The sequence below is a fragment of the Thauera chlorobenzoica genome (assembly GCF_001922305.1).
Taxonomy (GTDB): domain Bacteria; phylum Pseudomonadota; class Gammaproteobacteria; order Burkholderiales; family Rhodocyclaceae; genus Thauera; species Thauera chlorobenzoica.
Genome location: NZ_CP018839.1, coordinates 89,948 through 111,683, shown reverse-complemented (window position 1 = coordinate 111,683; position 21,736 = coordinate 89,948). Strand labels below are relative to the sequence as shown.

At 72.3% G+C, this 21,736-nt stretch carries 16 protein-coding genes; 9 read left to right on the top strand and 7 right to left on the bottom strand.

Annotation, left to right across the window (positions count from 1 at the left end):
• Nucleotides 1–21: 21 nt before the first annotated feature.
• Nucleotides 22–972 carry a phenylacetic acid degradation operon negative regulatory protein PaaX gene (gene paaX / locus Tchl_RS00490; protein ID WP_075146673.1) on the bottom strand — a complete coding sequence of 317 codons (951 nt, stop codon included), beginning with the start codon at nucleotides 970–972 and terminating at the stop codon, nucleotides 22–24.
• A gap of 272 nt (nucleotides 973–1,244) precedes the next feature.
• On the opposite strand from paaX, the gene Tchl_RS00485 reads away from it, so the two are divergent.
• Entirely contained in the window at nucleotides 1,245–2,075 is an 831-nt protein-coding gene (locus Tchl_RS00485) for an extracellular solute-binding protein (RefSeq protein ID WP_075146672.1), read from the top strand.
• Between the two features lie 6 nt (nucleotides 2,076–2,081).
• Here the strand turns inward: Tchl_RS00485 and Tchl_RS00480 are convergent, their stop codons facing one another.
• Complete coding sequence (locus tag Tchl_RS00480) at nucleotides 2,082–2,552, bottom strand: Lrp/AsnC family transcriptional regulator (protein WP_075146671.1); 471 nt, start codon at nucleotides 2,550–2,552, stop codon at nucleotides 2,082–2,084.
• 170 nt (nucleotides 2,553–2,722) lie between these two features.
• On the opposite strand from Tchl_RS00480, the gene leuA reads away from it, so the two are divergent.
• The 7 genes from leuA to Tchl_RS00445 all read left to right on the top strand — a co-directional run bounded on the left by leuA (nucleotide 2,723) and on the right by Tchl_RS00445 (nucleotide 11,288).
• Complete coding sequence (gene leuA, locus Tchl_RS00475) at nucleotides 2,723–4,453, top strand: 2-isopropylmalate synthase (RefSeq protein ID WP_075146670.1); 1,731 nt, start codon at nucleotides 2,723–2,725, stop codon at nucleotides 4,451–4,453.
• 181 nt (nucleotides 4,454–4,634) lie between these two features.
• On the top strand, nucleotides 4,635–5,495 hold the full coding sequence (locus Tchl_RS00470; RefSeq protein WP_083945277.1) for a DNA ligase: 861 nt from the start codon (nucleotides 4,635–4,637) through the stop codon (nucleotides 5,493–5,495).
• Between the two features lie 146 nt (nucleotides 5,496–5,641).
• Nucleotides 5,642–7,351 carry an acyl-CoA dehydrogenase family protein gene (locus tag Tchl_RS00465; RefSeq protein WP_075146669.1) on the top strand — a complete coding sequence of 570 codons (1,710 nt, stop codon included), beginning with the start codon at nucleotides 5,642–5,644 and terminating at the stop codon, nucleotides 7,349–7,351.
• Nucleotides 7,352–7,444: 93 nt separating this feature from the next.
• Nucleotides 7,445–8,575 carry an alpha-hydroxy acid oxidase gene (locus Tchl_RS00460; protein ID WP_075149511.1) on the top strand — a complete coding sequence of 377 codons (1,131 nt, stop codon included), beginning with the start codon at nucleotides 7,445–7,447 and terminating at the stop codon, nucleotides 8,573–8,575.
• Nucleotides 8,576–8,790: 215 nt separating this feature from the next.
• Complete coding sequence (locus tag Tchl_RS00455) at nucleotides 8,791–10,482, top strand: FAD-dependent monooxygenase (RefSeq protein ID WP_075146668.1); 1,692 nt, start codon at nucleotides 8,791–8,793, stop codon at nucleotides 10,480–10,482.
• A gap of 12 nt (nucleotides 10,483–10,494) precedes the next feature.
• Nucleotides 10,495–10,686: a DUF2783 domain-containing protein gene (locus Tchl_RS00450; RefSeq protein ID WP_075146667.1), complete on the top strand. Its 192-nt coding sequence runs from the start codon at nucleotides 10,495–10,497 to the stop codon at nucleotides 10,684–10,686.
• A gap of 116 nt (nucleotides 10,687–10,802) precedes the next feature.
• Nucleotides 10,803–11,288 (top strand): MarR family winged helix-turn-helix transcriptional regulator, encoded by a 486-nt coding sequence (locus Tchl_RS00445; RefSeq protein ID WP_075146666.1) that lies wholly within the window; start codon nucleotides 10,803–10,805, stop codon nucleotides 11,286–11,288.
• 17 nt (nucleotides 11,289–11,305) lie between these two features.
• Here Tchl_RS00445 and Tchl_RS18210 read toward each other — a convergent pair whose 3' ends face one another.
• The 5 genes from Tchl_RS18210 to Tchl_RS00425 form a co-directional block, all read right to left on the bottom strand.
• Nucleotides 11,306–11,911 (bottom strand): DUF6351 family protein, encoded by a 606-nt coding sequence (locus Tchl_RS18210; RefSeq protein ID WP_146060777.1) that lies wholly within the window; start codon nucleotides 11,909–11,911, stop codon nucleotides 11,306–11,308.
• Nucleotides 11,871–13,478: a DUF6351 family protein gene (locus Tchl_RS00440; RefSeq protein WP_083945070.1), complete on the bottom strand. Its 1,608-nt coding sequence runs from the start codon at nucleotides 13,476–13,478 to the stop codon at nucleotides 11,871–11,873. Before Tchl_RS00440 ends, Tchl_RS18210 begins: the two co-directional genes overlap by 41 nt.
• Nucleotides 13,479–13,626: 148 nt before the next feature.
• Nucleotides 13,627–16,311: an AAA family ATPase gene (locus Tchl_RS18205; RefSeq protein ID WP_075146665.1), complete on the bottom strand. Its 2,685-nt coding sequence runs from the start codon at nucleotides 16,309–16,311 to the stop codon at nucleotides 13,627–13,629.
• Entirely contained in the window at nucleotides 16,308–17,465 is a 1,158-nt protein-coding gene (locus tag Tchl_RS00430; RefSeq protein ID WP_075146664.1) for a metallophosphoesterase family protein, read from the bottom strand. The genes Tchl_RS18205 and Tchl_RS00430 overlap by 4 nt, the downstream gene beginning before the upstream one ends.
• Before the next feature lie 106 nt (nucleotides 17,466–17,571).
• A complete protein-coding gene (locus Tchl_RS00425) occupies nucleotides 17,572–19,347 on the bottom strand; it encodes an ABC transporter transmembrane domain-containing protein (protein WP_075149510.1) in 1,776 nt (591 codons plus the stop codon).
• A 174-nt stretch (nucleotides 19,348–19,521) separates the two neighbouring features.
• On the opposite strand from Tchl_RS00425, the gene Tchl_RS00420 reads away from it, so the two are divergent.
• Nucleotides 19,522–21,705 (top strand): UvrD-helicase domain-containing protein, encoded by a 2,184-nt coding sequence (locus Tchl_RS00420; RefSeq protein WP_075146663.1) that lies wholly within the window; start codon nucleotides 19,522–19,524, stop codon nucleotides 21,703–21,705.
• The last annotated feature ends 31 nt before the right edge of the window (nucleotides 21,706–21,736 follow it).

Here is a 21,736-nt window from a genome sequence, read left to right as displayed (position 1 = left end):
CAGCCCCCACCGCGCACCGGATCACGGCGCGGGTATTGCGGCAGGTTCGTCGCCGAGCCCGCCGAAGCGCCGGTAGAACCTGGCCGCGGCGGGCGGCAGCGGCCCGCTCGGCGTCCCGCACAGCGCCAGCAGGTGCTGCTGGGCGAGGCGGTAGGTGAGGCGATACAGGGCGCGGCACAGCTCGCGGGCGGTCGCCCCGCTCCACTTGCGCGGCGTCATCTGCGCGGGCAGTTGCGGATCATGCAGCAGCACACGGCGGAACTCGTGCATCAGCAGCGTCTGCACCAGGAAGCATTGCTCGGGATCGAGGCTGCGCGCGGCGCTCAGGGTGCGCAGCAGGGGGCGGAAGCGGGCAAGGAACGCGTCGTAGGTGGCGCCGATCGCCTCCAGGTCCCAGCACTCCTGCGCCAGTTCCACGAGCGGCAGGCTGGTCAGCGCATCGAGGCTGTGGGCGTCGAGCGGCACCACCTTGTCGCGCGTACCGGTGCCGTCGAGGATTTCCAGCAGGGTCGCCGAATCGGACGACGGGCGCACGAGCACGCCCGCCGCCACCGCACCGTATCCCGCCCACGACAGTTCCCGGCGCAAGGTGTCGCGCAAGCGCGTGGGCAGGGCCGCGGGCAGGATCACGACCTGCCACCGGCCGTCCCATTGCTCGTCGTGGACGTCGTAGATCCGCCGGGAAGCATGCTCGGCGCGGCGCAGGCCGGACGGCGTAAGGTGGTAGTAGCTGCGCCGCCCGATCTGTTCGGACACCAGCCAGTCGTCCTGCACCAGCCGGTACACGCTGGTCCTGACCACCCGCTCGTTGAGGCCGAGCGGCTCGACCAGGCGGATGAAGTCGCTGAGCCAGACGCCCCCCCCATGCGCTGCGATCAGGTCCCCGTAGACGGTAATGATCAGCGAATTGGCGCTGACGCGGCACTGGGACAGGTAGTCGCTGATCCAGCGATCGATGACACGGCTTTTCATGCTTGTCCGTCGGGTGGGCACGGCGGGCCGTGCGGGTTGCAAACGCGGGAAAGGCGGACCCGATTCTACGGTTTCGGCCGCAGACCGCCAAAGCCCTCGGGCCGCTTCTCCAATCGACCCGGTGCGCACGTGCCGACTCCTATGCACATCCGTTCATATTGATCGAATCCAGCTCGATCCATAAATTCCTGCAATCCGTCCCGTTTTCGGGATTGGCCCCGGCGCATGCCGCCGAACGCCCTCATCCATCCGCCCCCGTGCAGGAGCCCCCCATGCAATCCATCCGCCGCACCCGCCAGCACCTCAAGAGCCTCGCCGCCGGCGCGGTCCTAAGCCTGCTGTCCTTCGCCGCGCTCGCCCAGTCCGCCCCCGCCATCGTCGTCGCCTCGACCACCTCGACCGAGCAGTCCGGCCTGTTCGGCCACCTGCTGCCGCGCTTCACCCAGGCCAGCGGGATCGAGGTCAAGGTGGTGGCGCTCGGCACCGGCCAGGCGCTCGACATCGGCCGCCGCGGCGATGCCGACGTGGTGTTCGTGCACGACGAGGCGGCGGAGAAGAAGTTCGTCGCCGAAGGCCATGGCGTCGACCACCGCAAGGTGATGTACAACGACTTCGTCCTCGTCGGCCCCGCCGACGACCCCGCCGCGACCCGCGGCAAGGACATCACCGGCGCGCTGCAAAAGCTCGCCACGGCCCATGCCGCGTTCGTCTCGCGCGGCGACAAGAGCGGCACCCACGCCGCCGAATTGCGCTACTGGAAGGCCGCCGACGTAAGCGACAAAGGCACCGGCTACAAGGAATGCGGCTGCGGCATGGGCCCGGCGCTGAACATGGCGGCCTCGGCCGGCGCCTACGTGCTCGCCGACCGCGGCACCTGGCTCAGCTTCAAGAACCGCGCCGGCCTCGCGGTGCTGGTCGAAGGCGACACCCGCCTCTTCAACCAGTACGGCGTGATGGTGGTGAATCCCGCGCGCCATCCGCACGTCAAGGCCGCCGCAGCGCGCAAGTTCGTGGACTGGGTGGTCTCGGACGAAGGCCAGGCCACGATCGCAAGCTACCAGATCGACGGCGAGCAGCTGTTCTTCCCCAACGCCGGGCGCTGAAAGGCGTCACCCCCCGCCCACCGGCAGCGCCGTCTTGTCGATCACCCGGCGCAGCACGAAGCTCGAATGCACGCCGGTGACGCCGGGGATGCGGGTGATGCGATTGAGCAGCAGTTCCTGGTAGGCGTCCATGTCGGCGACCACCACCTTGAGCTGGTAGTCGGCGTCCTGGCCGGTGATCAGCAGGCATTCGAGCACTTCGGCAATGGCGCCGACCTCCGCTTCGAAGCGGCTGAAGCGCTCGGGGGTGTGGCGGTCCATCGAGATGTGGATCAGCGCCATCAGCGCCAGGCCGAGTTTTTTCGCATCGAGCAGGGCACGGTAGCCGAGGATCAGGCCGGCCTCCTCCAGCGCACGCAGGCGGCGCAGGCAGGACGAGGGCGACAGCGCGATGCGGTCGGCGAGGTCCTGGTTGCTGATCCGCCCGTCCTGCTGCAGGACATCGAGGAGCTGGCGGTCATAGCGGTCGAGTTGCATGATCGGCGCAATTCATGGATGAGATCGGCAGATCATTGCACGAAATGAACGATATCTGAAATATCGTTCTCGCAATGGGCAAATTGCAGTGCAACAACGCAATCGTCTGCCGCGCCCCCCGGCGTAGACTTTCCTCCATCGAACCACGCCCCGCCCACGAGGACCGCGCCATGATGCTGCCCGACCCCGCCGCCAAGTACCGCCCTTTCCCGACCATCGCCCTCGCCGACCGCCAGTGGCCGGGCAAAACCATCGAGCGCGCCCCGGTGTGGATGAGCACCGACCTGCGCGACGGCAACCAGGCCCTGTTCGAACCGATGAACGCCGAGCGCAAGATGCGCATGTTCCGCACCGTGTGCGGCATCGGCTTCAAGGAGATCGAGGTCGGCTTCCCGTCCGCGTCGCAGACCGACTTCGACTTCGTCCGTACGCTGATCGAAGGCGGCCACATTCCCGACGACGTCGCCATCGAAGTGCTGACGCCGGCACGCCCGGAGCTGATCCGGCGCACGCTGGAGGCGGTGCGCGGCGCGCGCCGGGCGATCATCCACGTCTACAACGCCACCTCGCCGGCCTTTCGCGAAATGGTATTCGCCATGGAGAAGGCCGAAGTGGTCGCGCTCGCGGTCTCAGCGGTGCGCCTGATCAAGGACATCGCCGCGACCATGCCGGAGACCACGATCGTGCTCCAGTACAGCCCGGAGACCTTTTCCGCCACCGAGCTCGAGTTCGCCCGCGAGGTGTGCGATGCGGTGACCGCGGCATGGGGCGCGACGCCGGCCGACAAGGTCATCCTCAACCTGCCGGCGACGGTCGAAGTCGCCACCCCCAACGTCTACGCCGACCAGGTCGAGTGGATGCACCGCCACCTCGCCCGCCGCGACAGCGTGGTGCTCTCGCTCCATCCGCACAACGACCGCGGCACCGGCGTCGCCGCCGCCGAACTCGGCCTGATGGCCGGTGCCGACCGCATCGAAGGCTGCCTGTTCGGCAACGGCGAGCGCACCGGCAACGTCGACATCGTCACCCTCGCGCTCAACCTGTACACCCAGGGCGTGGCGCCCGGGCTCGATTTCTCCGACATCAACGCGGTCGCGCGCACGGTCGAATACTGCAACCAGCTCCCCATCCACCCGCGCCACCCCTATGTCGGGGATCTGGTGTTCACCGCCTTCTCCGGCTCCCACCAGGACGCGATCAAGAAGGGCTTCGCCGCCCGGCAGGCGCTCGGTGGCGGACGCCGTGGCGAAACGGGCCGGTGGAACGTCCCCTACCTGCCGATCGACCCCGCCGACCTCGGCCGCAGCTACGACTCGGTGATCCGCGTCAACAGCCAGTCGGGCAAGGGCGGCATCGCCTACCTGCTCGAGACCGAATACGGCATCGTGATGCCGCGCCGGCTGCAGGTGGAGTTCTCGCGCGAAGTGCAGAAAGTCACCGACACCAGCGGCACCGAAATGAGCGCGGCGGCGATCTGGGCGCTGTTCCGACGCACCTACCTCGACACCGTCGCACCGGTGCGCTACCTCGAGCACCACCTCTTCGAGCACGGCGCGGCGCAGGGCATCCGCCTCGTCGTCGAGGTCGGCGCCACCCGCCACCTCCTGGTCGGCGAAGGCAACGGCCCGATCGACGCCGCGGTGCACGCGCTGCACGGTGCCGGCCTCCACGTCACCGTGCGCAGCTACGAGGAGCGCTCGCTCGCCCCCAGCCACGACGCCGGTGAGGCACGCGCCTGCGCCTTCGTCGAACTCGATGCCGAAGGTCGCGGTGAGGCCTACGGCGTTGGCGTCGACGCCAACATCGTCACCGCCTCGATCCGCGCCCTCGTCAGCGCGGCCAACCGCCTCGGCGTCGGCGCGGGCGAGGCGGGCAAGGACCGCCACACCCTCGCCGCGTGACCGGCCAGCGGCCCCCGCCGGCAGCATTCCGGCGGGGGCCGCCGCGCCCGGGGGCGCTCCGCTTCCGACCGCCCGTCCTCCCTGCACGCCCGTCCTCCCTGCACATTCCTCCGCGGCCCATCCTGGCGCCGCCGCGGCAACGCTTATATCATTGTCATTTTTATGTGATATGTATAAGCAGATGCTCAATCGATCGATCCTGCGCTTCCTCCTGGGCCTGCTGCTGGCGGGCGCCGGCGCCGCCTGCGGCAGCACCGGAGGCGACTTTCCTGCACCGCCGGCGATGCTCGCCGAGCGCTACCACGACGGCATCGATCCGGCCGACTACTGGGTCAGCGAAAAACTCGACGGCGTGCGCGCGCACTGGAACGGCAGCCGCCTGCGCCTGCGCAGCGGGCAACCGGTCGCCGCCCCGGGCTGGTTCGTCGCCGCGCTGCCGGCGGTGGTGCTGGACGGCGAGCTGTGGATGGGACGGCGCAGTTTCGACCGCCTCTCCGGCCTGATCCGACGCAACGCGCCCGACGATCCGGGATGGCGCGAAGTCCGCTACATGGTGTTCGAGCTGCCCGGCGCAGAGGGCGATTTCAGCACCCGCGTGCAGCAGCTGCGCGAACTCGCCGAGCGCGCTGCCGTGCCCTGGCTGCAGGCCGTGCCGCAGACCCGGGTCGCCGACCGGCGCGCGCTGCAGCGCCGCTTCGAGGAAGTCGTTCGCGGCGGCGGCGAAGGCCTGATGCTGCACCGCGCCAGCGCACGCTGGATACCGGGGCGCAGCAGCGCGCTGCTCAAGCTCACTCCCTGGCACGACGCCGAAGCGCGCGTCCTCGCCCACCTGCCGGGCAAGGGCCGGCTGCACGGAATGACCGGCTCCCTGCTGGTGGAAACCCCCGACGGCCGCCGCTTCCGCCTCGGCAGCGGGCTCAGCGACGCGCTCCGGCGCAGCCCGCCGCCGCCCGGCACCCTGGTCACCTACCGCTACCGCGAACTCACCCCCGCCGGCCTGCCGCGCTTCCCGCGCTACCTGCGCATGCGCGACCTGCCCTGAACGCCGCCTCCGGCCCGGGTTGCACCCGGCCCGACACTTCTTCCCGGCCGCGCGGACACGGCACACATGGCAACCGCCGCATCGGCTTCCTACACTGCGAAGAACCCCCCTTCTTCATCGCCGGCCCGGACGGCACCGGAGGACGCATGCGGGAAACCCACGAGGTGTTCAACCAGGTTCCCCCTCTGGTCGACTACAACCTGTTCGCCTGTGATGCGGCGCTGCACGACGCCCTCGCCCGCGAAGGCGGCAGCGCCCGGGCCGGCGCCCTCGACGCCCTCGGCACACAACTGGGCGGCACCGGAATCCTCGCCCTCGGCGAGCAGGCCAACCGCCACCCACCCGTGCTCGCCACCCACGACACCTGCGGCCGGCGGGTGGACCGGGTCGATTTCGACCCCGCCTGGCACCGCCTCAGCGCGCTCCTCTACGCTTCGGGCGTGCACAGCGCGGCCTGGCTCGACCCGCAGCCCGGCGCCCACGTCGCGCGCGCCGCCGCCTTCTACCTCCACGGCCAGGTCGAGGCCGGCAGCCTGTGCCCGGTGACGATGACCTTCGCCGCGCTGCCGCTGCTGCGCCGCGAGCCGGCGCTATGGCATACCCTGGCCAAGCGCTTCGCCGCGCGCGACTACGACGCCCGCGACCTGCCGCTGGCGGCCAAGCGCACCCTCAGCGTGGGCATGGGGCTGACCGAAAAGCAGGGCGGTTCCGACCTGCGCGCGACCACCACCCGCGCACGCGCGATCGGCGCCGGCGGACGCGGCGCAGAGTACGCCCTGGTCGGGCACAAGTGGTTCTATTCCGCCCCCGCGGCCGACGCCCATCTGGTCCTCGCACGCAGCGCCGACGACGCCCTGTCGTGCTTCTTCGTGCCGCGCTGGCGGCCCGACGGCACGCGCAACGCGATCCGCATCGAGCGCCTGAAGGACAAGCTCGGCAACCGCGCCAACGCCTCCGGCGAGGTCGAGTTCGGCGACGCCTTCGGCGTGCTGGTGGGCGAACCCGGGCGCGGCCTTCCCGCCCTGCTTGCGATGGCGGCCCACACCCGGCTCGACTGCGTGCTCGGCAGCGCCGCGCTGATGCGCCGCGCGCTCACCGAAGCGCTCCACCACGCCCGCCACCGCCGCGCCTTCGGCCGCCCGCTGCTCGAGCACGCGCTGATGCGCAACGTGCTCGCCGATCTTGCCCTCGAGAGCGAGGCCGCGCTCGCCCTCGCCCTCCACCTCGCCGCCGCGGTCGATGCCGGCGGGGACGAAGCGGCCGCCGGCACCGCCGGGGGAAGCACCGACGGCGACGGCGACGCCGCGGCCCTCGCCCGCGCCCGGCGCCGCATCCTGACTCCGGCGGCGAAGTTCTGGGTGTGCAAGCGCGCGATCGCGTTCACCGCCGAATGCATGGAAATCTGCGGCGGCAACGGCTATATCGAGGACGGCCCGATGCCCCGCCTGCTGCGCGAAGCGCCGGTCAACTCGATCTGGGAGGGCGCGGGCAACGTGATGTGCCTCGACGTGCTGCGCGCCCTCGACCGCGAACCCGAGGCCGCCACGCGCTTGGTCGACGACCTCGCCGACGGCTGTGCCGGCGAACCCCGCCTCGTCCGCGCCCTGCACGCCCTCCTCCCCGCCTTGCACACGTCGGCCGCCCACCAATGGCAGGCCCGCGCCCTCACCGCCGGCCTCGTGCTGCTGGCCCAGGCCGCGCTGCTGCGCCGCGACGCCCCGGCGACGGTGGCCGACAGCTTCATCGCCAGCCGCTTCGCCGACGCCGCCGGCGGCACGGGCGACCCGGTCTTCGGCCTGCTCGCCGACCCGGCGGCGGCACCAATCTTGCTGGCACGGGCCTGGCAGGCCGGATAGCCCGGCAGCGCGATGCGCAGGCGCGATGTCACCGCCGGCCCCGCCGGCCGCCGCCGATACAATGGCGGCCTCATCCATGGATCCGGGGCCCCGATGAAACTCAACGTTGAAGACTACCGGCGCGCCGCGCGCACGGTCCTGCCGCGCTTCGTGTTCGATTACGTCGATGGCGCCGCCGAGCGCGGCGACTGCCTGCAGCGCAACCGCGGCGGGCTCGACCGCCTGGCGATGCGGCCGCGGGTGCTGCGCGACACCCGCGGACTCGACACCCGGATCGAAGTGTTCGGCGAAACCTGGCAGCGGCCGTTCGCGATCGCGCCGATGGGCTTCAACGGCCTCACCCGGCCGCAGGGCGACGTCCTGCTGGCGCGCGCCGCCGCCGCCGCGGGCGTCCCGTTCGTGCTGTCGACGGCGTCGAATGCGCGCCTCGAGGCCGTCGTCCAGCCGTCGTCCGCACTCAACTGGTTCCAGCTCTACGTCATGGGCGAACGCGCCATCGCCGAGCAGATGGTGCGCCGGGCACGGCGCGCCGGCTACCGCGCGCTGGTGCTCACCGTCGATGTGCCGGTCAGCGGCTATCGCGAACGCGACGTGCGCAACGGCTTCAAGATGCCGTTCCGCCCCTCGCCCGCGACCCTCGCCAACCTGGCGACGCGGCCGCGCTGGCTGCTGCGCTTCATCGCCCACGGCATGCCGGGCTTCGTCAACCTCGCCGAAGAGGAAGGCAGCGACACCCTGCAGCTGCAAGCCGCCCTCCTCAGCCGCGAGATGGACCGCAGCCTGAGCTGGGAAAGCCTCGACTGGCTGCGCCGGCTGTGGGACGGACCGCTGCTGCTCAAAGGCGTGCTCCACCCCGACGATGCGCGCCAGGCGTGCGCGCGCGGCGTCGACGGGCTGATCGTCTCCAACCACGGCGGCCGCCAGCTCGACGGCGCGATCGCCACCATCGACGCGCTGGAAGCGGTGCTCGATGCGGTCGAGGACCGCCTGCCGGTGTTCGTCGACAGCGGTTTTCGCAGCGGGCTCGACGTCGCCAAGGCGCTCGCCCTCGGCGCCCGCGGCGTGTTTCTCGGCCGCCCGCTGCTCTACGGACTGGCGGTCGATGGCGAAGCCGGTGCCACCGCGGTGCTCGAGCTGATCGCCACCGAGCTCGAACGCACGATGATCCTCGCCGGCGCGCGACGCATCACCGAACTCGAACGCGGCCTGGTGCGCGCAGCCTGACCCGACGCCCGGCCCCGCAGCGCACGCGGGAAGCGCCGGCCGGCGCCGCGCGCGTGCCGGAAAGGGTGGTGAGGGGACGGAAACGTGCACCACTTTTGATCCGGGTCATGGCGGGCGGGCGGAATATCTGGTTGCGCGCGCAACTTTTCATCCTTATAGTTGCATGCGCAACCAAAAAGAAGATTGCCCCACCCCGCCCCCAAGGAGAGCCCGCAATGCATACCCCGACCACCGAACCGCGCCCCTCGATCTACTACGACTACCGGGTACACGAACCCTGGCTGCCATCCGCCCATCCGCCCCAGCAGCGCAGCAAAGTGCTGATCGTCGGCGCCGGCCCGGCGGGCATGGTCACCGCCCTCGAACTCGCCCGCCACGGCGTGCCCAGCGTGGTGGCGAGCGCCGAGCTGCAGGTCTCGCAAGGCAGCCGCGCGATCGTGTTCACGCGCCGCTCGATGGAAATCCTGCAGCAGCTCGGGGTCGCCGCGCGGATGACCGAAAACGGCCTGCCGTGGCGCTTCGGCAACTCCTATTACCGCGGCCAGCGCGTGTTCCGCATGGAAGCGCCGCACGACCCCGACGACCGCTTCTTGCCGATGCTCAACCTCCAGCAGCAGTACCTGGAGGAATACCTGCTCGAGGCCTGCGCGGCCAACCCGCTGATCGAGGTGCGCTGGGGCAACAAGGTCACCCGCGTGGATCAGATGGAAGGCTGCGCCCGGGTCGGGATCGACACTCCGGCCGAGCCCTACACGCTCGACGCCGACTGGGTGGTCGCCGCCGACGGCGGCCGCTCGGGCATCCGCACCGCGCTCGGCCTGCAGATGGAAGGGGCCTCCTACGAGGGCCTGTTCGTCATCGCCGACATCCGCATCGACCTGCCACTGCCGACCGAGCGGCTGGCCTTCTTCGACCCCGAGTGGAACCCGGGCAACACCATCCTGATGCATCGCGAGCCGCACGGCATCTGGCGCGTCGACTACCAGCTGCCGCCCGGCGAGACCCCCGAGGAGGCGCTGCGCCCCGAATCGCTGAAAGCGCGCATCGACGCCCAGCTGGCGATGATCGGCCACCCCGGCGCCGAATGGGAACTGGACTGGAGCTCGGTGTACTCCGCGCGCGCGCTGACCCTGCCCGACTACGTCCATGGCAACGTGATCTTCACCGGCGACGCCGCCCACCTGCTGCCGATCTTCGGCGTGCGCGGCGCCAACACCGCCTTCCAGGACGCGCAATCGCTGGGCTGGCAGCTCGCCTTCGTCATTCGGGGCCTGGCCGGCACGAAGCTGCTGGCCAATTACAGCGCCGAGCGCGTCGGCGCCGCCCGCGAGATCATCGACGAAGCCGGCAAGAGCACGCGCTTCATGACCCCGCCGTCGCGCGGCTTCCGCCTGCTGCGCGACGCGGTGCTGTCGCTGTCGCTGAGCGAAGCCTTCGTGCGCCCGCTGTACCACTGGCGCACCTCGCGCCCGCACGAGTACACCCGTTCGATGCTCAACAGCGCCGGCGACGACAACGCCCTGTTTACCGCCGGCCCCGCCCACGGCGCGCCGCCGCAGAACATCCGCCTGGCGACCGACGACTTCCTCCTCGACCACCTCGGCGGCGGCTTCGACCTGCTCTATTTCACTGCGGCAGAGGCCATTCCGGCGCCGCTGCAGGAGGTGGTCGCGGCCACCCGTGCGCGCGGCGTACCGCTGAAGGTGATCGCCGTCGGCGCGCCCGCGCCGGTCGCCGGCGCCGACCTGACCCTCGCCGACACCGACGGCCACTTCCGCCGCCGCTACGGCATCCGCGCCGGCGGCGGCGCCTATCTGCTGCGCCCCGACCAGCACGTCTGCGCACGCTGGCTGACGCTCGATGCCACCCGCCTGCACGCCGCCCTCGCCACCGCCCTGCCGCAGTAAGGAGAACCCGCCATGACCCCCACCAAGACGCTGGACATCGCCGGGCTCGAAACCGTGTACGACGCCCTCGCCACCGCCATCGACCAGGCCGGGCCGGACCAGGCCGAGCTCTTCCTGGTCAAGCTCGCCCTCCTCAACGCCAACGCGCTGGGCGACGCCGGCCTCTTCCAGCAGCACCTGCAGGCCGCGTTGAACGAGCTCTGACGCCTCGTCCGCCCGGGCCGGGAGCGCTCCGGGACCCCGGGCGCCCCCGGGTCGCACGGGCCGGCCGCGCGCCGAACACCGATAAAATCCCCGCTTTCCTCCACGCCGTTGCCCCCATGCCCCACTCCAACCGCCCGCGGCACGCCCCGGTGCCGCCGCTCGATCGCACCTTCACCTACCGCTTCAACCTCCTGCGCAAGGAAATCGAGCGCGCCAGCGCGCCCGGCTACGCGGACGAGATCGGCGTGTCGTTGAGCGACGGGCGCAGCCTCGCCGCCATTGGCAGCTTCGCCCCGTTGTCGATCAAGGAGCTCGCCAGCCGCTCCCACCTCAACAAGAGCCAGGCCAGCCGCGCCGCCCAGGCCCTGGTCGACCAGGGCCTGGTGCGCAAGGACGACAGCACCGCGGACGGGCGGGGCGTGGTCCTCACCCTCACCCCCGCCGGGCAGGAAGTCTGGGCGCGGACGATGGCGTACGTCCATCGCCGCAACGCGCAGATCCTCGCCTGCCTCGACGACGAGGAAAGGGCGACCTTGAGCGCCCTCCTCGATCGCCTCATCGAACACAATCGCGCCGGCGACGGCTCCGCTCCCGGACACTGAGCCGGACGCCGGGGCGGTCACTCGTCGCCGCTGCGCCGCCAGCGCGCGGGAACCGCATCCGCCGGCCGCCCCGCATCCCCCCGGCGGTAATCGCAGACCCCTTGCGGAAAAATCTCCCTCAGGCGAGCGGCATGGGGGCGGAGATCCACCGGGCGGTACACGCCGGCCGCGATCGCGGCCTCCACGCTTTGCAGGCGGCACTGGAACAGATCGCCGGCGAGCGGTCCTCCGGCGGCGCTGCGCGAAGTGCCGAAGCTGCGCATGGCGCGCGTGCACGCCCCCGGCGCGGCGCCGTTCCAGTCGCCGTCCCAGACCTCCGGGCCGCGGGCGAGGGTCCGCCCGCCGGCATCGAAACACGCATCGTCGGCACGCGCCGGGCGGTTGCCGGCGACCCCGCGCCACGGCTGCTCGCGCACCGCCCCGATCCATTCGTCCATCACCCGCAGGGCCTCCAGGGTGGGGTCGAAGCCCAGTTCGGCAACCCAGATCAGCTGCCGCGCGCTGTCGCCCAGCGCACGCTCGATCCGCAGCCGGGTCGCGAACGAGGCGCTGAGGTGATGCATGTTGAGCTGCGCCTCGCGGTCATGGCGGACATCGATCACCGGAATGTCCAGATACCCCATGAACACCTGCCCGCTGCGATACGCCGCGGCGATGGCCGCGGCCCGCGGCCCGCTCCATGTTGTGCGCGCCCCACATCGACAGCCACAGCGGCAGCACCTCGTCGAAAGGCCGCCACAGCCGTTCCGGCGCCATCTGCGCAGCGGGCTTCCAGCCGCCGATGCGCGCATTCAGGTCGAGAAACGCGTCCACCGAAATGGCCCCGCTGCGCAAGGCCTGCAGCCCGTACTGGACGCCGACGTTGTCCCAGGTGCGGCGCGCGTGGCCGCTGGCATCGCGGCCGTAGATCGACACCAGATCGTCCCAGTAGGTCCAGTTCACCGCCGCCACCACCTCATCGGCATAGTGGCGGGCGAGCGGGGTGAAGCGCGGATTGAGCACCAGCGGGGTCAGCCCGCGCCACCCCTGGACGCACTCGCTGGCTCCCGTCGGCAGCCGCGGCCAGCGCCCCTGGAGCAGGAAGTTGGGCGGATAGAGCGCGGCATAGCGGTTGGCGGCGCCCTCGAGCGTGTTGAGTCCGCCGACCTCGCGCCGGCGACCATGATCGCGCCAGTACGCCGGGTCGGCGGCGGCAACGTCGAAGTAGTACTCCAGCAGCTCGCAGTCGAGCACATGGATCGTCTGCGTCACCATGTCCGGGTAGGCGTACTGCGCGATCGCGCCATCGATCAGGCCGGGCAGGTTCTGGGCGAACAGGTATTGCTGCAGCCCGCCGCCCGAGCCGCCGAGGCCGATCGTATGCAGCGGCGCGCCGTAGCGCGCGACGAACTGGCGCTTCACCCGCAGCGCGGTATCCCCGGCGAGGCCGATGTTGTAGTGGTTGCTGGTGTGATTGCCGGTCGACGTCGCCAGCGCGTAGCCCTGGGCGAGGATCTCCAGGTTGCGGTCGAGCACCTTGCTCAGCGACAGCCGCCCCTGCCGTCGGCCGATGCCGACGCCGCCGCCGAACAGATAGACCAGGCGCCGGTTCCAGTAGCGCCCGTCCGGCGCCGCGGGATCTTCGCCGGGGTCGGCGAGGACCGCGATGGCGTAGAGGAAGCGGTTCAGCGTGCCGCGCTCGACGCGGACGATGAAGGGCACGCGGCGGGCGCCGTGCGCGATCAGCTCGACGTCGCGCACCGCCGGCGTCCAGGGCAGGAAGTGCGCCGCGCCGACCGGCTTGTAGTAGTAATCGACCCGGGTCGCGACCCCGCAGTCGCGGCTGAAGCCGACGATGCGCTCGGTGCGTTCGCCGTCCGCGCGCTCGGCGTACACCGCGACGCCGTGGCCGCGCCGGTTGTCGACCCGCGGCTGGCCCAGGCCGGAGCGCGTGCTCTCGCACAGGAACGGATACTGCAGCGGGGGCGCGCCCGCTACCCGCGCCGAGCCGACGCTGCCGAGCGCGACAGGGTAGCGCTCGGGGATCGATACCGGGTCGAATTCACCCGCGGTTTCATCGGCGATCGCGACCACCCGGACGGGCGCCTTTTCATCCTGCAGGCCGAACGCGACCGCGCCGGCGAGCGCACCGAGCAGCACGACCGGCAACAGCACGCGGATGGGGGAAAAGCGGCGGGGCAAGGGTTTCACGGTGAATCCCCCCGGAGTCGGTTGCAATCCTCGATCTCTATGCACGATGGGACACGGCCGCCGCCGCCGCGTTCTCCTGCGGACCGGGCACCGGCAACACGCCCGCCGCCGTGCTTTGGGCACGCGCGGCGGGTGCCCCTCCTGCATATTAGACGACGGCGTTCAGCCCGCGCAGCGCCGCCAGCGACCTCGCCCCCACGCCCAGATCGCGCCAGGCAGCCGGATGGCAGGTAAACAGCAGGATCTGGTGGCGGGTGGCGGCATCGAACAGCACCCGCTTCATCTGCGCCAGACGCTCGGCGTCGCTATGCACCAGCGCATCGTCGAGGATCACCAGCGTCGGCCGGCCCGCTTCGGCGAGCAGGTCGGCATAGGCGAGACGGCTGAGGACGCCCATCTGCTCGCGCGCGCCGAAGCTCAGGGCCTCGAAGTCGCCGGTTTCGAGGCCCCCGCCGGCGCCGGCGAGCGGGCGGGTGAGCGGGCCGGGAACGAGGTTGTCGTCGATCTCGACGCAGGCGTGCGGGAACAGCAGCTGCAGGTAGCGGTTGAGGTGCTTTTGCAGCGGCGCCTGCAGGCGGCGGGTGAGGGCGCGGCGCTGATCGCGCAGCAGGCTGCGCAGCAGATCGAGCGCCTGCGCCCGGCGGCGCAGCTCGGCGGCGCGGCGGGCGGCCCGGGCGTGGTCGCGGGCGCATTCGGCACGGCGCGCCTCCAGCCCCTGGGCGCCCTCGCTCTGGAGCTCGATTTCGAGGCGCACGAGCTGGTCGCGGCGCTCGGCATGGCGCTTTTCGAGCTGCTCGGCGCTGCTGCGGAAGCGGTCGACGTCCTGTTCCAGGATGTCGGGGCGGGCCGCGGCGATTTCAGCCGCGAGCGCTTCGCTGCGGGCGGCCAGGGTGAGCTGCTCGGCGCGCGCATCGGTGAGGGCGGCGCTCGCTGCGGCGATACGGCGGGCACGTTCCGGGGCCGCAAGCTGGGCGCGCGCGGCGGCCAGCTCGCGCGCGGCGGCGGCGAGCGCGGTTTCGCCATTGGCGGCGGCGAGCTGGGCGCGGTGCAGCCCCTCCTGGATCGCGGCGAGCGCGTGGGCGGCGGCCGCCTCGGCCGCCTCGGCATCGGCGACGGAAACGGCAGCGGCGGGCACGGCGACCTCCGCCGCGGCGGGAGCGGTGAGGCGGGCGAGCGCCTGCGCGGCCTCGGCGGCCCGCGCCTGCAGGCGGACATGTTCCGCGCGCAGCGCATCGATGCCGCCCGGAGCGAGCGCATCGAGGGTGGCCTGGGCGGTGGCGAGCTCGCCGCCGAGGCGCGCGTGCTCGAGCTGGCGGCGCTCGGCGGCGTCCATCGAACCCAGCCCGAGACGAACGAGCAAGGCCTGCTGGCGGGCTTCGAGGTCGGCGCCACGGGCGGCAAGCGCGGCAAGGTCGGCGCCGCCGGGAGCGATCTGCAGGCGGCCGAGGCCGGGCAGGACGAGGCTGGCGGCGGCGAGCAGCCGGCGTTCGCCGGCACCGCTCAGGGTGTCGCCGTCGAGTTCGAGGCTGCACCCCGGCTCCAGCACATAGACGAGCCGGGTGGCCGCCGCCGCCTGCTGCAGGCGCAGGTCGGCGAGCGCGCGGTCCTGGGTGCGCAGGGTCTCGAGATCGGCCGGACGCAGTTCGTTCGCCGCCACCGCATGCTGCAGCGCCAGCACCTGGGCGTGGGCGGCTTCGGCGCGCGCGAGCTGGGCCGCGCCGGCGGCGTGGCGGGTGCGGCTGGCGGCGGCCTCGCGCGCGAGGCTGTCGCGGGCTTCGGCCTGGCGCGCCGCGCGCAGGGCGGCACGCGCCGTCTCCAGCGCCTGCGCGGCCTGGACGCGCCGTGCCGTCCACTGTTCGAGCGGCGCGCGGACGCTGTCGAGCGCCGCGCGCGCGGCCTCGAGCGCGGCGGCGCGGGCGGCGGCGGCCTCGTCCTCGCGCGCGAAGCCGTCCACCTGGCTGCGCAGCAGGGCGAGCTGGGCATCGACCTGGGCGGCGCGCGTGCGCGCCGCGGCGAGCGTCGCCTCGCGCTCGCGGACGGCCGCCAGGCGCTCGGCGGCCGCCTGCTGATGGGCGCGGAACGCACGCCAGGGCTGCTCCGCCTCGTCGGCGGCATGTTCGGCGCGCAGCGCGGCGAGCGCATCGACGCGCTGGCGGTAGCGGGCGATCGCCTCATCGAGCGCGCCCAGCTCGCCGGCCAGGGCGACCTCGGCTTCGAGCGCCTCCTTGTAGGCGCCGCGCGGACGGCCGCCGGCTTCGGTGAGCAGTTCGGCGCGCTGCGCCTCGACGGTGGCAAGCAGGGCGTCGCCGCCGCTGGCGGCGACTTCGCCGAGCGCGCCTTCGAGCGCGCCGCGCAGATGATCGCCGGCGTGGCCGACCGCTTCACGCAGCGCCTGCGCGCCGCCCTGCTCGATCCACAGCAGCCCCGGAATGCCCCAGTGCTCGGCCTTGCTCGCACCGCGCCCGGCGTGCTGGAAGCCGAGTAGCGCAGCGAGGCGGTTTTCGGCCTCCTCGCCGTCGAGCGTCTCACCCCCGATCTGCAGCGTGCAGCGCTTTTTCGCCAGGAAAGTCTTCACCAGCCGGCAGGGCTGGCCGTCCAGCTCGAAGTCGAGCGCCACCGTGGGCGCGGCGGCGGGATCGCCCCAGGGGCGCAGATCGTCCACGCTGGCGGAGCGGTGGCGCTCGAAGAAGGCGGCGCGGATGGCGGCGACCAGGGTGCTCTTGCCCGCCTCGTTGGGGCCGGTGAACAGGTTCAGGCCGGCATCGAGGCCGTCGATTTCGAGCGCGCGGCGGAACTGGCGGAACTGGTCGACGCGGATGCGGGTGAGCTTCATCGGTCCCCTCCGGGCGCAGCGGCGGCAGCGGCCGCGCCCGGGGCGCGGCGCTCGAGGAGGCCGGCGAGCAGCACCAGGGCATCGCGCGCGGTCTGCGCCGCCGCCGGCTCGGCGCCGTGCTGGGCGGCCTGCAAGCGGGCGATGACTTCGCCCAGATAGCCGTCGGCGGCGAGGCCCTCGAGGTCGGCGACGGTCGGTTCGAGCTGCAGCGCGCCGAGCTCGGCGACCAGGCTGCGCGTGCGCCCCCGGGCCTGGCCGAGCGCATCGCTCAGGCGGCGGTGGCCGGCGAGGTCGCTGCGGCCGCCGACCTCGAGCTGGACCACGTCGTCCGCGCCGAAGCGGGCAAGCTCCGCGAGCAGGCGGTCGACGTCGCTCGCCACCTGCAGCTCGGCGCTGAGCGCGTGCCACCGATAGCGCCCGCTGGCGAGCACGCTGACCGCGGGCAGCGCGCCGGGCGCGGCAAGCTCGACGAGGAGCGCCCGGCCCGAATCGTTGGCGCGGAAGCGGTCGGTTTCCGGGGTGCCGGCGTACCAGCAGCGGGCATCGATCCGGCGCGTGCCGTGCCAGTCGCCGAGCGCGAGGTAGTCGAGCCGGGCCGATGCGGCACGGCCGGCGGCGATCGGGTTGGCGGCGTCGATGTCCTCGGCGAGGATGCCCTGCACGCTGCCGTGGGCGAAACCGATGCGCACCAACGCGGGCGGAGTGTCGGCGCCGGCGAACCACTCGGTGAGGTCATTGAAGGTATTGCGCTGGGTCAGCGGCGCCGGCAGCACCGCCATCCCGGCCGCTTCGACCAGCACCGGCCGCGCCTCCAGGCAGACGCGGACGTTGGGCGGGATCGCGTGCAGGCGCGCGGCGCGCGTCCACACCGACTCGGCGAGCGCAGCATCGTGGTTGCCGGGCAGCAGCAGCCACGGCCCGGCAAAGCCGGCCATCGCGTTGAACAGGCGGTGGACGCTGCGATCGGCGACGGTCTGGGCGTCGAACACGTCGCCCGCCACCAGCACCGCATCGACCGCATGCTGCTGGGCGAGGCGGGCAAGGCGCTCGACCGCGGCAAAGCGCTCCTCGGCAAGGAGCGCGGCTTCGTCGGGCTCGAACTGGCCGAACAGCTTGCCGATCTGCCAGTCGGCGGTGTGGAGGAAGCGGGGCATCGGAACGTCTCGGATGAAGTCGGCGGAACAGCGGGCGGCAAGGCGGCGCCGCCGATGATAAATGACCCGCGCCGGCAGCGCCGGTCGCAGCGCGCCCCGCGCCCGCTCATGATGCCAGCTGCAGCGCCGCGAGGCGCGCGTAGAGGCCGCCCTGACGGCGCAGGTCGGCCGCGGTGCCGGTCTCGACGATGCGCCCGTGGTCGATCACGACGATGCGGTCCACCTGCTGCACGGTGGCCAGGCGGTGAGCGATGATCAGGGTGGTGCGGCCCTCCATCGCCGCCGCCAGTCCCTGCTGCACGAGGCGTTCGGATTCGGCATCGAGCGCGCTGGTGGCTTCGTCGAGGAGCAGCAGGCGGGCGCGCTTGAGGATCGCGCGGGCGATCGCGATACGCTGACGCTGGCCGCCCGACAGGCGGGTCCCGCGCTCGCCGAGGAAGGTGGCATAGCCTTCGGGGAGGCGGGTGATGAACTCGTCGACGGCGGCCGCGCGCGCGGCGGCGAGCACGTCTTCGTCGCTCGCCGCCGGCCGCCCGTAGCGGATGTTTTCCAGCGCACTGGCGGAAAAGATCACCGGCTCCTGCGGCACGAGGGCGATGCCGCGGCGCAGCTCGCGCAGCGCGAGCTGGCGGATGTCCTGGCCGTCGATGCGGATGGCGCCCGCCGAGACCTCGTAGTAGCGCAGCAGGAGCTGGAACAGGCTGGTCTTGCCCGCGCCCGACGGCCCCACCAGCGCCACCCGCTCACCGGGCACGATCTCCAGGCAGAGGTCGTCGAGCACGCGCACGCCGGGGCGTGCCGGATAGGCAAGGCCGACATGGTCGAAGACGATGCCCACCTGCGCCGCCCGCCGCGGCGGCTGCGGCGCGCTCGTCTCGCGGATCGCCGACTCGGCCTGCAGCAGTTCGAGCAGGCGCTCGGTGGCGCCGCCGGCGCGCATCACGTCGCCCCACACTTCGGCCAGCGTGCCCGCCCCGCCCGCCACCAGCGCCGCATACAGGACGAAGGCGCCGAGCTCGCCGAGGCTGAGAGTGCCGGCCTGCACCTGGCGCGCGCCGATCCACAGCACGAAGATGATCGTGCCCATCACCGCGCCGATGATCAGCGCCGCCAGCAACGCCCGCACCCGGGTGCGCCGCACCGCAGTGCGAAAGCCGGTCTCGGTGCGCGCGGCGAAGCGCTGCGCTTCGTACTGTTCCTGGGTGAAGGCCTGCACCGTGGGCATCGCGTTGAGAATCTCGCCCGCCAGCGCCGAGGCGTCGGCGATGCGGTCCTGCGATTCGCGCGACAGCGTCCTCACCCGCCGGCCGATGGCGGCAATCGGCAGGGCGAGCACCGCCATCAGGCCGAAGATCAGGCCGAACAGGTGTGCGCTGGTCACCGCCAGCATCACCATCCCGCCGCCGAACTGGAACAGGCTGCGCAGCCCCATCGACACCGAGCTGCCGACCACGGTCTGGATCAGCGTGGTATCGCCGGTCAGCCGCGACAGCACTTCGCCGGTCTGCAGCGTCTCGAAGAACTGCGGCGACTGCCCCAGCACCCGCGCGTAGACCGCGCAGCGCAGGTCGGCGGTGACCCGCTCGCCGACCCACGACACCGCGTAGTAGCGCGCCGCCACCGCCGCGGCCCAGAAGGTGGCGAGCCCGAACAGGACGAGGAACTGGCCGTCCAGGCCGGCCGTGCCGAGCAGCGCGCGCCCCTGCGCCACGCCCGTGCCGAAGCCGGAGTCGATCAGGTCGCGAAACGCCAGCGGCACCACCAGGATGGTGCCCGAGCCCAGGCACAGCAGCGCGAAGGCGAGCGCGAGCCGGGCGCGGTAGGGGCGCAGGAAGGGGAGCAGCCCGCGCAGCGCGGAAACGCGCCCCGCACCCGGCTTCATTCCGGCGGGCGCGGCGGCGGTGGCAGTGCGATGCGAAGCTTGGCTCATCTCGAAATCCGCTCTCTCGTCCCGCCATGATCCCAGATAAAGCCGCGGACCGCCCCGGCCGCCCTGCCCGGGAGCACAAGACGGGTAAGATCCGTACCGCCATCCGACACCGACCCCCACTCCGACATGACCGACAAGACCCCGCCCGCAACCGCGCATGCCGTACCGCGCTTCCAGCCGGCGGCGTTCACCCCGACCGCCGAGCAGGTTGCGATCCAGACCAACCGCGCCCGCCACGTGATCGCGATGGCGAACGCGGGGGCAGCCAAGACCACGACGCTGGCACTGCGCATCGCCGAGTCGATCACGCGCCGGGTCGCGCCCGAGCACATCATCGTCCTGAGCTTTTCCGCCGAGGCGGCGCGCGTGCTGCAGCAGCGTCTGGTCGAGGTCGGCCTCGACCCCGGGCTCGCCCGGCGCGTGCGGTGCACCACCTTCGATGACTTCGCCCGCGACACGCTGCGTGCGCTGGAGGGCGGCGACACCCCTTTCCTGGCCAGCTTCGAGGCCCTCGCCCCCCATGTCCGCGCCGCCGTCGCCGAGCTGCACCGGCTCAACGCCCTGCGCCAGGCGCCGCGCGAGCTATGGCTGCCGGAACACAACGCGCAGATCGCCGACTTCCTCCAGATCGCCCGCCGGCTCAAGACCCAACTCGTCAGGCCGGCGCTGGAAGAGGACGAAACCGTGGCGATGCGGGCCGACGCGCTCGACATCGCGGAAGGCGTGTTCGCCCTCTACCGCCAGCTCGAAAAGGAGCGCGCCGGCGACGGCGAAGCGTGCCGCTGGCGCACCGTGTTCGACGCCACCTACGACCTCGCCTGCCTGCTGACCGGCAGCGACCCACCCCCCACGCTGCCCAAATACCGCATGGTGATCGTCGATGAACTGCAGGACATGAACCCGGCAAGCTACGCCTGCCTCGAGCACCTGCTCGCCCAGGGCAGTGCCTTCTTCACCGGCGCCGGCGACTTCGACCAGGTCATCCACCGCTGGGCCGGCGCCGGCACGAACTTCATCCGCAGCCGTTTCGGCGCCGGCTGGCACAGCGTCCGGCGCCTGCCGCTGACGATGACCTTCCGCCACGGCGCGGCGATGGCGCTCGCCACCGCCGCCCTCAAGGCGAAGGAGGTCGTGTCCGGCCGCGACCATGCCGCCCGGATCGAGGTCGAGGCCTATGCCGACGCCGGCGATGCCGCCCGGCGCACCGTCGCCCGGGTCCTCGACTGGCAGCGGCGCAGCCGCCGGCTCGACCGCTGCGCGATCATCCTGCGTTCCCCCGACCAGTCGATCGCGATCGAAAACGCCCTCCTCGAAGCCGGCATCGGCGTCCGCGTCGAAGGCCTGGAGAGCTATTTCCTGCGCCCCGAAATCCTCATGCTGCGGGGGGTGATCGCGTTCGCCCTCGAAGACTACGAATCGATTCCGGGAGCGGAGCGGCGCCTGCAGGTCCTCCAGGCGCTGGAGCTGTGGCAGGAACTGGCCTGGGCGACGAGCCGGATCGAGGACCTGAAGACCGCCGCCGCCCAGCCCGAACTGTTCGACGCCTTCCTCCAGGGCCGGCTGCTGCAGCCGCAGACGCTCGCCGACCGCGCCGCCGCCGGACTCTCCGACGACGAGGAGACGCAGGCCGCGCATCGTCTCCTCGCCCTCCTCGCCCGGCTGCGCCGCGAAGGCCGGCACGACGAGGCCGACGTCCTGCTCAGCCGGCAACGCGCCGCGGCGCAGGCCGTCGCCGAAACCCCGGCGCAGCAATCGGCCCGCGTGCGCCTGGCCGGCGCGCTCGAGATTCTGCGCGCCGCGCCGGCCGATGAAACCGCAGACGTGGCGCTGGAACGGGCGGTCGCCGCGCTCGAGCTCGAGCGCGTCGCCCAGCGCATCTTCATCGACCCGGCGAGCGCGGCGGCGGTGAGCCGCTCGATCGCCGGCTTCATCGACGCCGCCCGCCGCAGCGGCCGCCCCTTGCGCGAGTTCGCCCAGTGGCTGCGCCAGGCCGAGGAACGGGTCGCCGAGCTGCGCCGGCGCAAGACCGTGCTGCTCTGCACCGTCGAAGCGGCCAAGGGCCAGGAGTTCGATGCCGTGATCCTGCCCCTGCTCGAAGAGGGCGCGTTTCCGCTCGCCGGCTGCGACCGCAGCGAGGAAAGCAACCGCTTCTACGTCGCCGCAACGCGGATGCGCGACGAGCTCACCCTGCTCGTGCCCGCGGAGCCCGCCAGGCTCAGCCCCTTCGTCAGCGCGATGAAAATCGGCGACGCGATCGCGCGCGCCCGCCACCCGCCCGCTGCGCCGGACGCGGCGCGGGGCCGGGGGTAGAATGTCCCCCGCCCCCGCCCTGCCGACGAAG

Coding starts and splice junctions, on each gene's coding strand:
- Tchl_RS00420 (WP_075146663.1), top strand. CDS start 19,522: ATGACCGACAAGACCCCGCCCGCAACCGCGCATGCCGTACCGCGCTTC.
- Tchl_RS00465 (WP_075146669.1), top strand. CDS start 5,642: ATGCGGGAAACCCACGAGGTGTTCAACCAGGTTCCCCCTCTGGTCGAC.
- Tchl_RS00480 (WP_075146671.1), bottom strand. CDS start 2,552: ATGCAACTCGACCGCTATGACCGCCAGCTCCTCGATGTCCTGCAGCAG.
- Tchl_RS00460 (WP_075149511.1), top strand. CDS start 7,445: ATGAAACTCAACGTTGAAGACTACCGGCGCGCCGCGCGCACGGTCCTG.
- Tchl_RS18210 (WP_146060777.1), bottom strand. CDS start 11,911: ATGGGGTATCTGGACATTCCGGTGATCGATGTCCGCCATGACCGCGAG.
- Tchl_RS00470 (WP_083945277.1), top strand. CDS start 4,635: ATGCTCAATCGATCGATCCTGCGCTTCCTCCTGGGCCTGCTGCTGGCG.
- Tchl_RS00450 (WP_075146667.1), top strand. CDS start 10,495: ATGACCCCCACCAAGACGCTGGACATCGCCGGGCTCGAAACCGTGTAC.
- Tchl_RS00485 (WP_075146672.1), top strand. CDS start 1,245: ATGCAATCCATCCGCCGCACCCGCCAGCACCTCAAGAGCCTCGCCGCC.
- Tchl_RS18205 (WP_075146665.1), bottom strand. CDS start 16,311: ATGAAGCTCACCCGCATCCGCGTCGACCAGTTCCGCCAGTTCCGCCGC.
- Tchl_RS00455 (WP_075146668.1), top strand. CDS start 8,791: ATGCATACCCCGACCACCGAACCGCGCCCCTCGATCTACTACGACTAC.
- Tchl_RS00445 (WP_075146666.1), top strand. CDS start 10,803: ATGCCCCACTCCAACCGCCCGCGGCACGCCCCGGTGCCGCCGCTCGAT.
- paaX (WP_075146673.1), bottom strand. CDS start 972: ATGAAAAGCCGTGTCATCGATCGCTGGATCAGCGACTACCTGTCCCAG.
- leuA (WP_075146670.1), top strand. CDS start 2,723: ATGATGCTGCCCGACCCCGCCGCCAAGTACCGCCCTTTCCCGACCATC.
- Tchl_RS00425 (WP_075149510.1), bottom strand. CDS start 19,347: ATGAAGCCGGGTGCGGGGCGCGTTTCCGCGCTGCGCGGGCTGCTCCCC.
- Tchl_RS00430 (WP_075146664.1), bottom strand. CDS start 17,465: ATGCCCCGCTTCCTCCACACCGCCGACTGGCAGATCGGCAAGCTGTTC.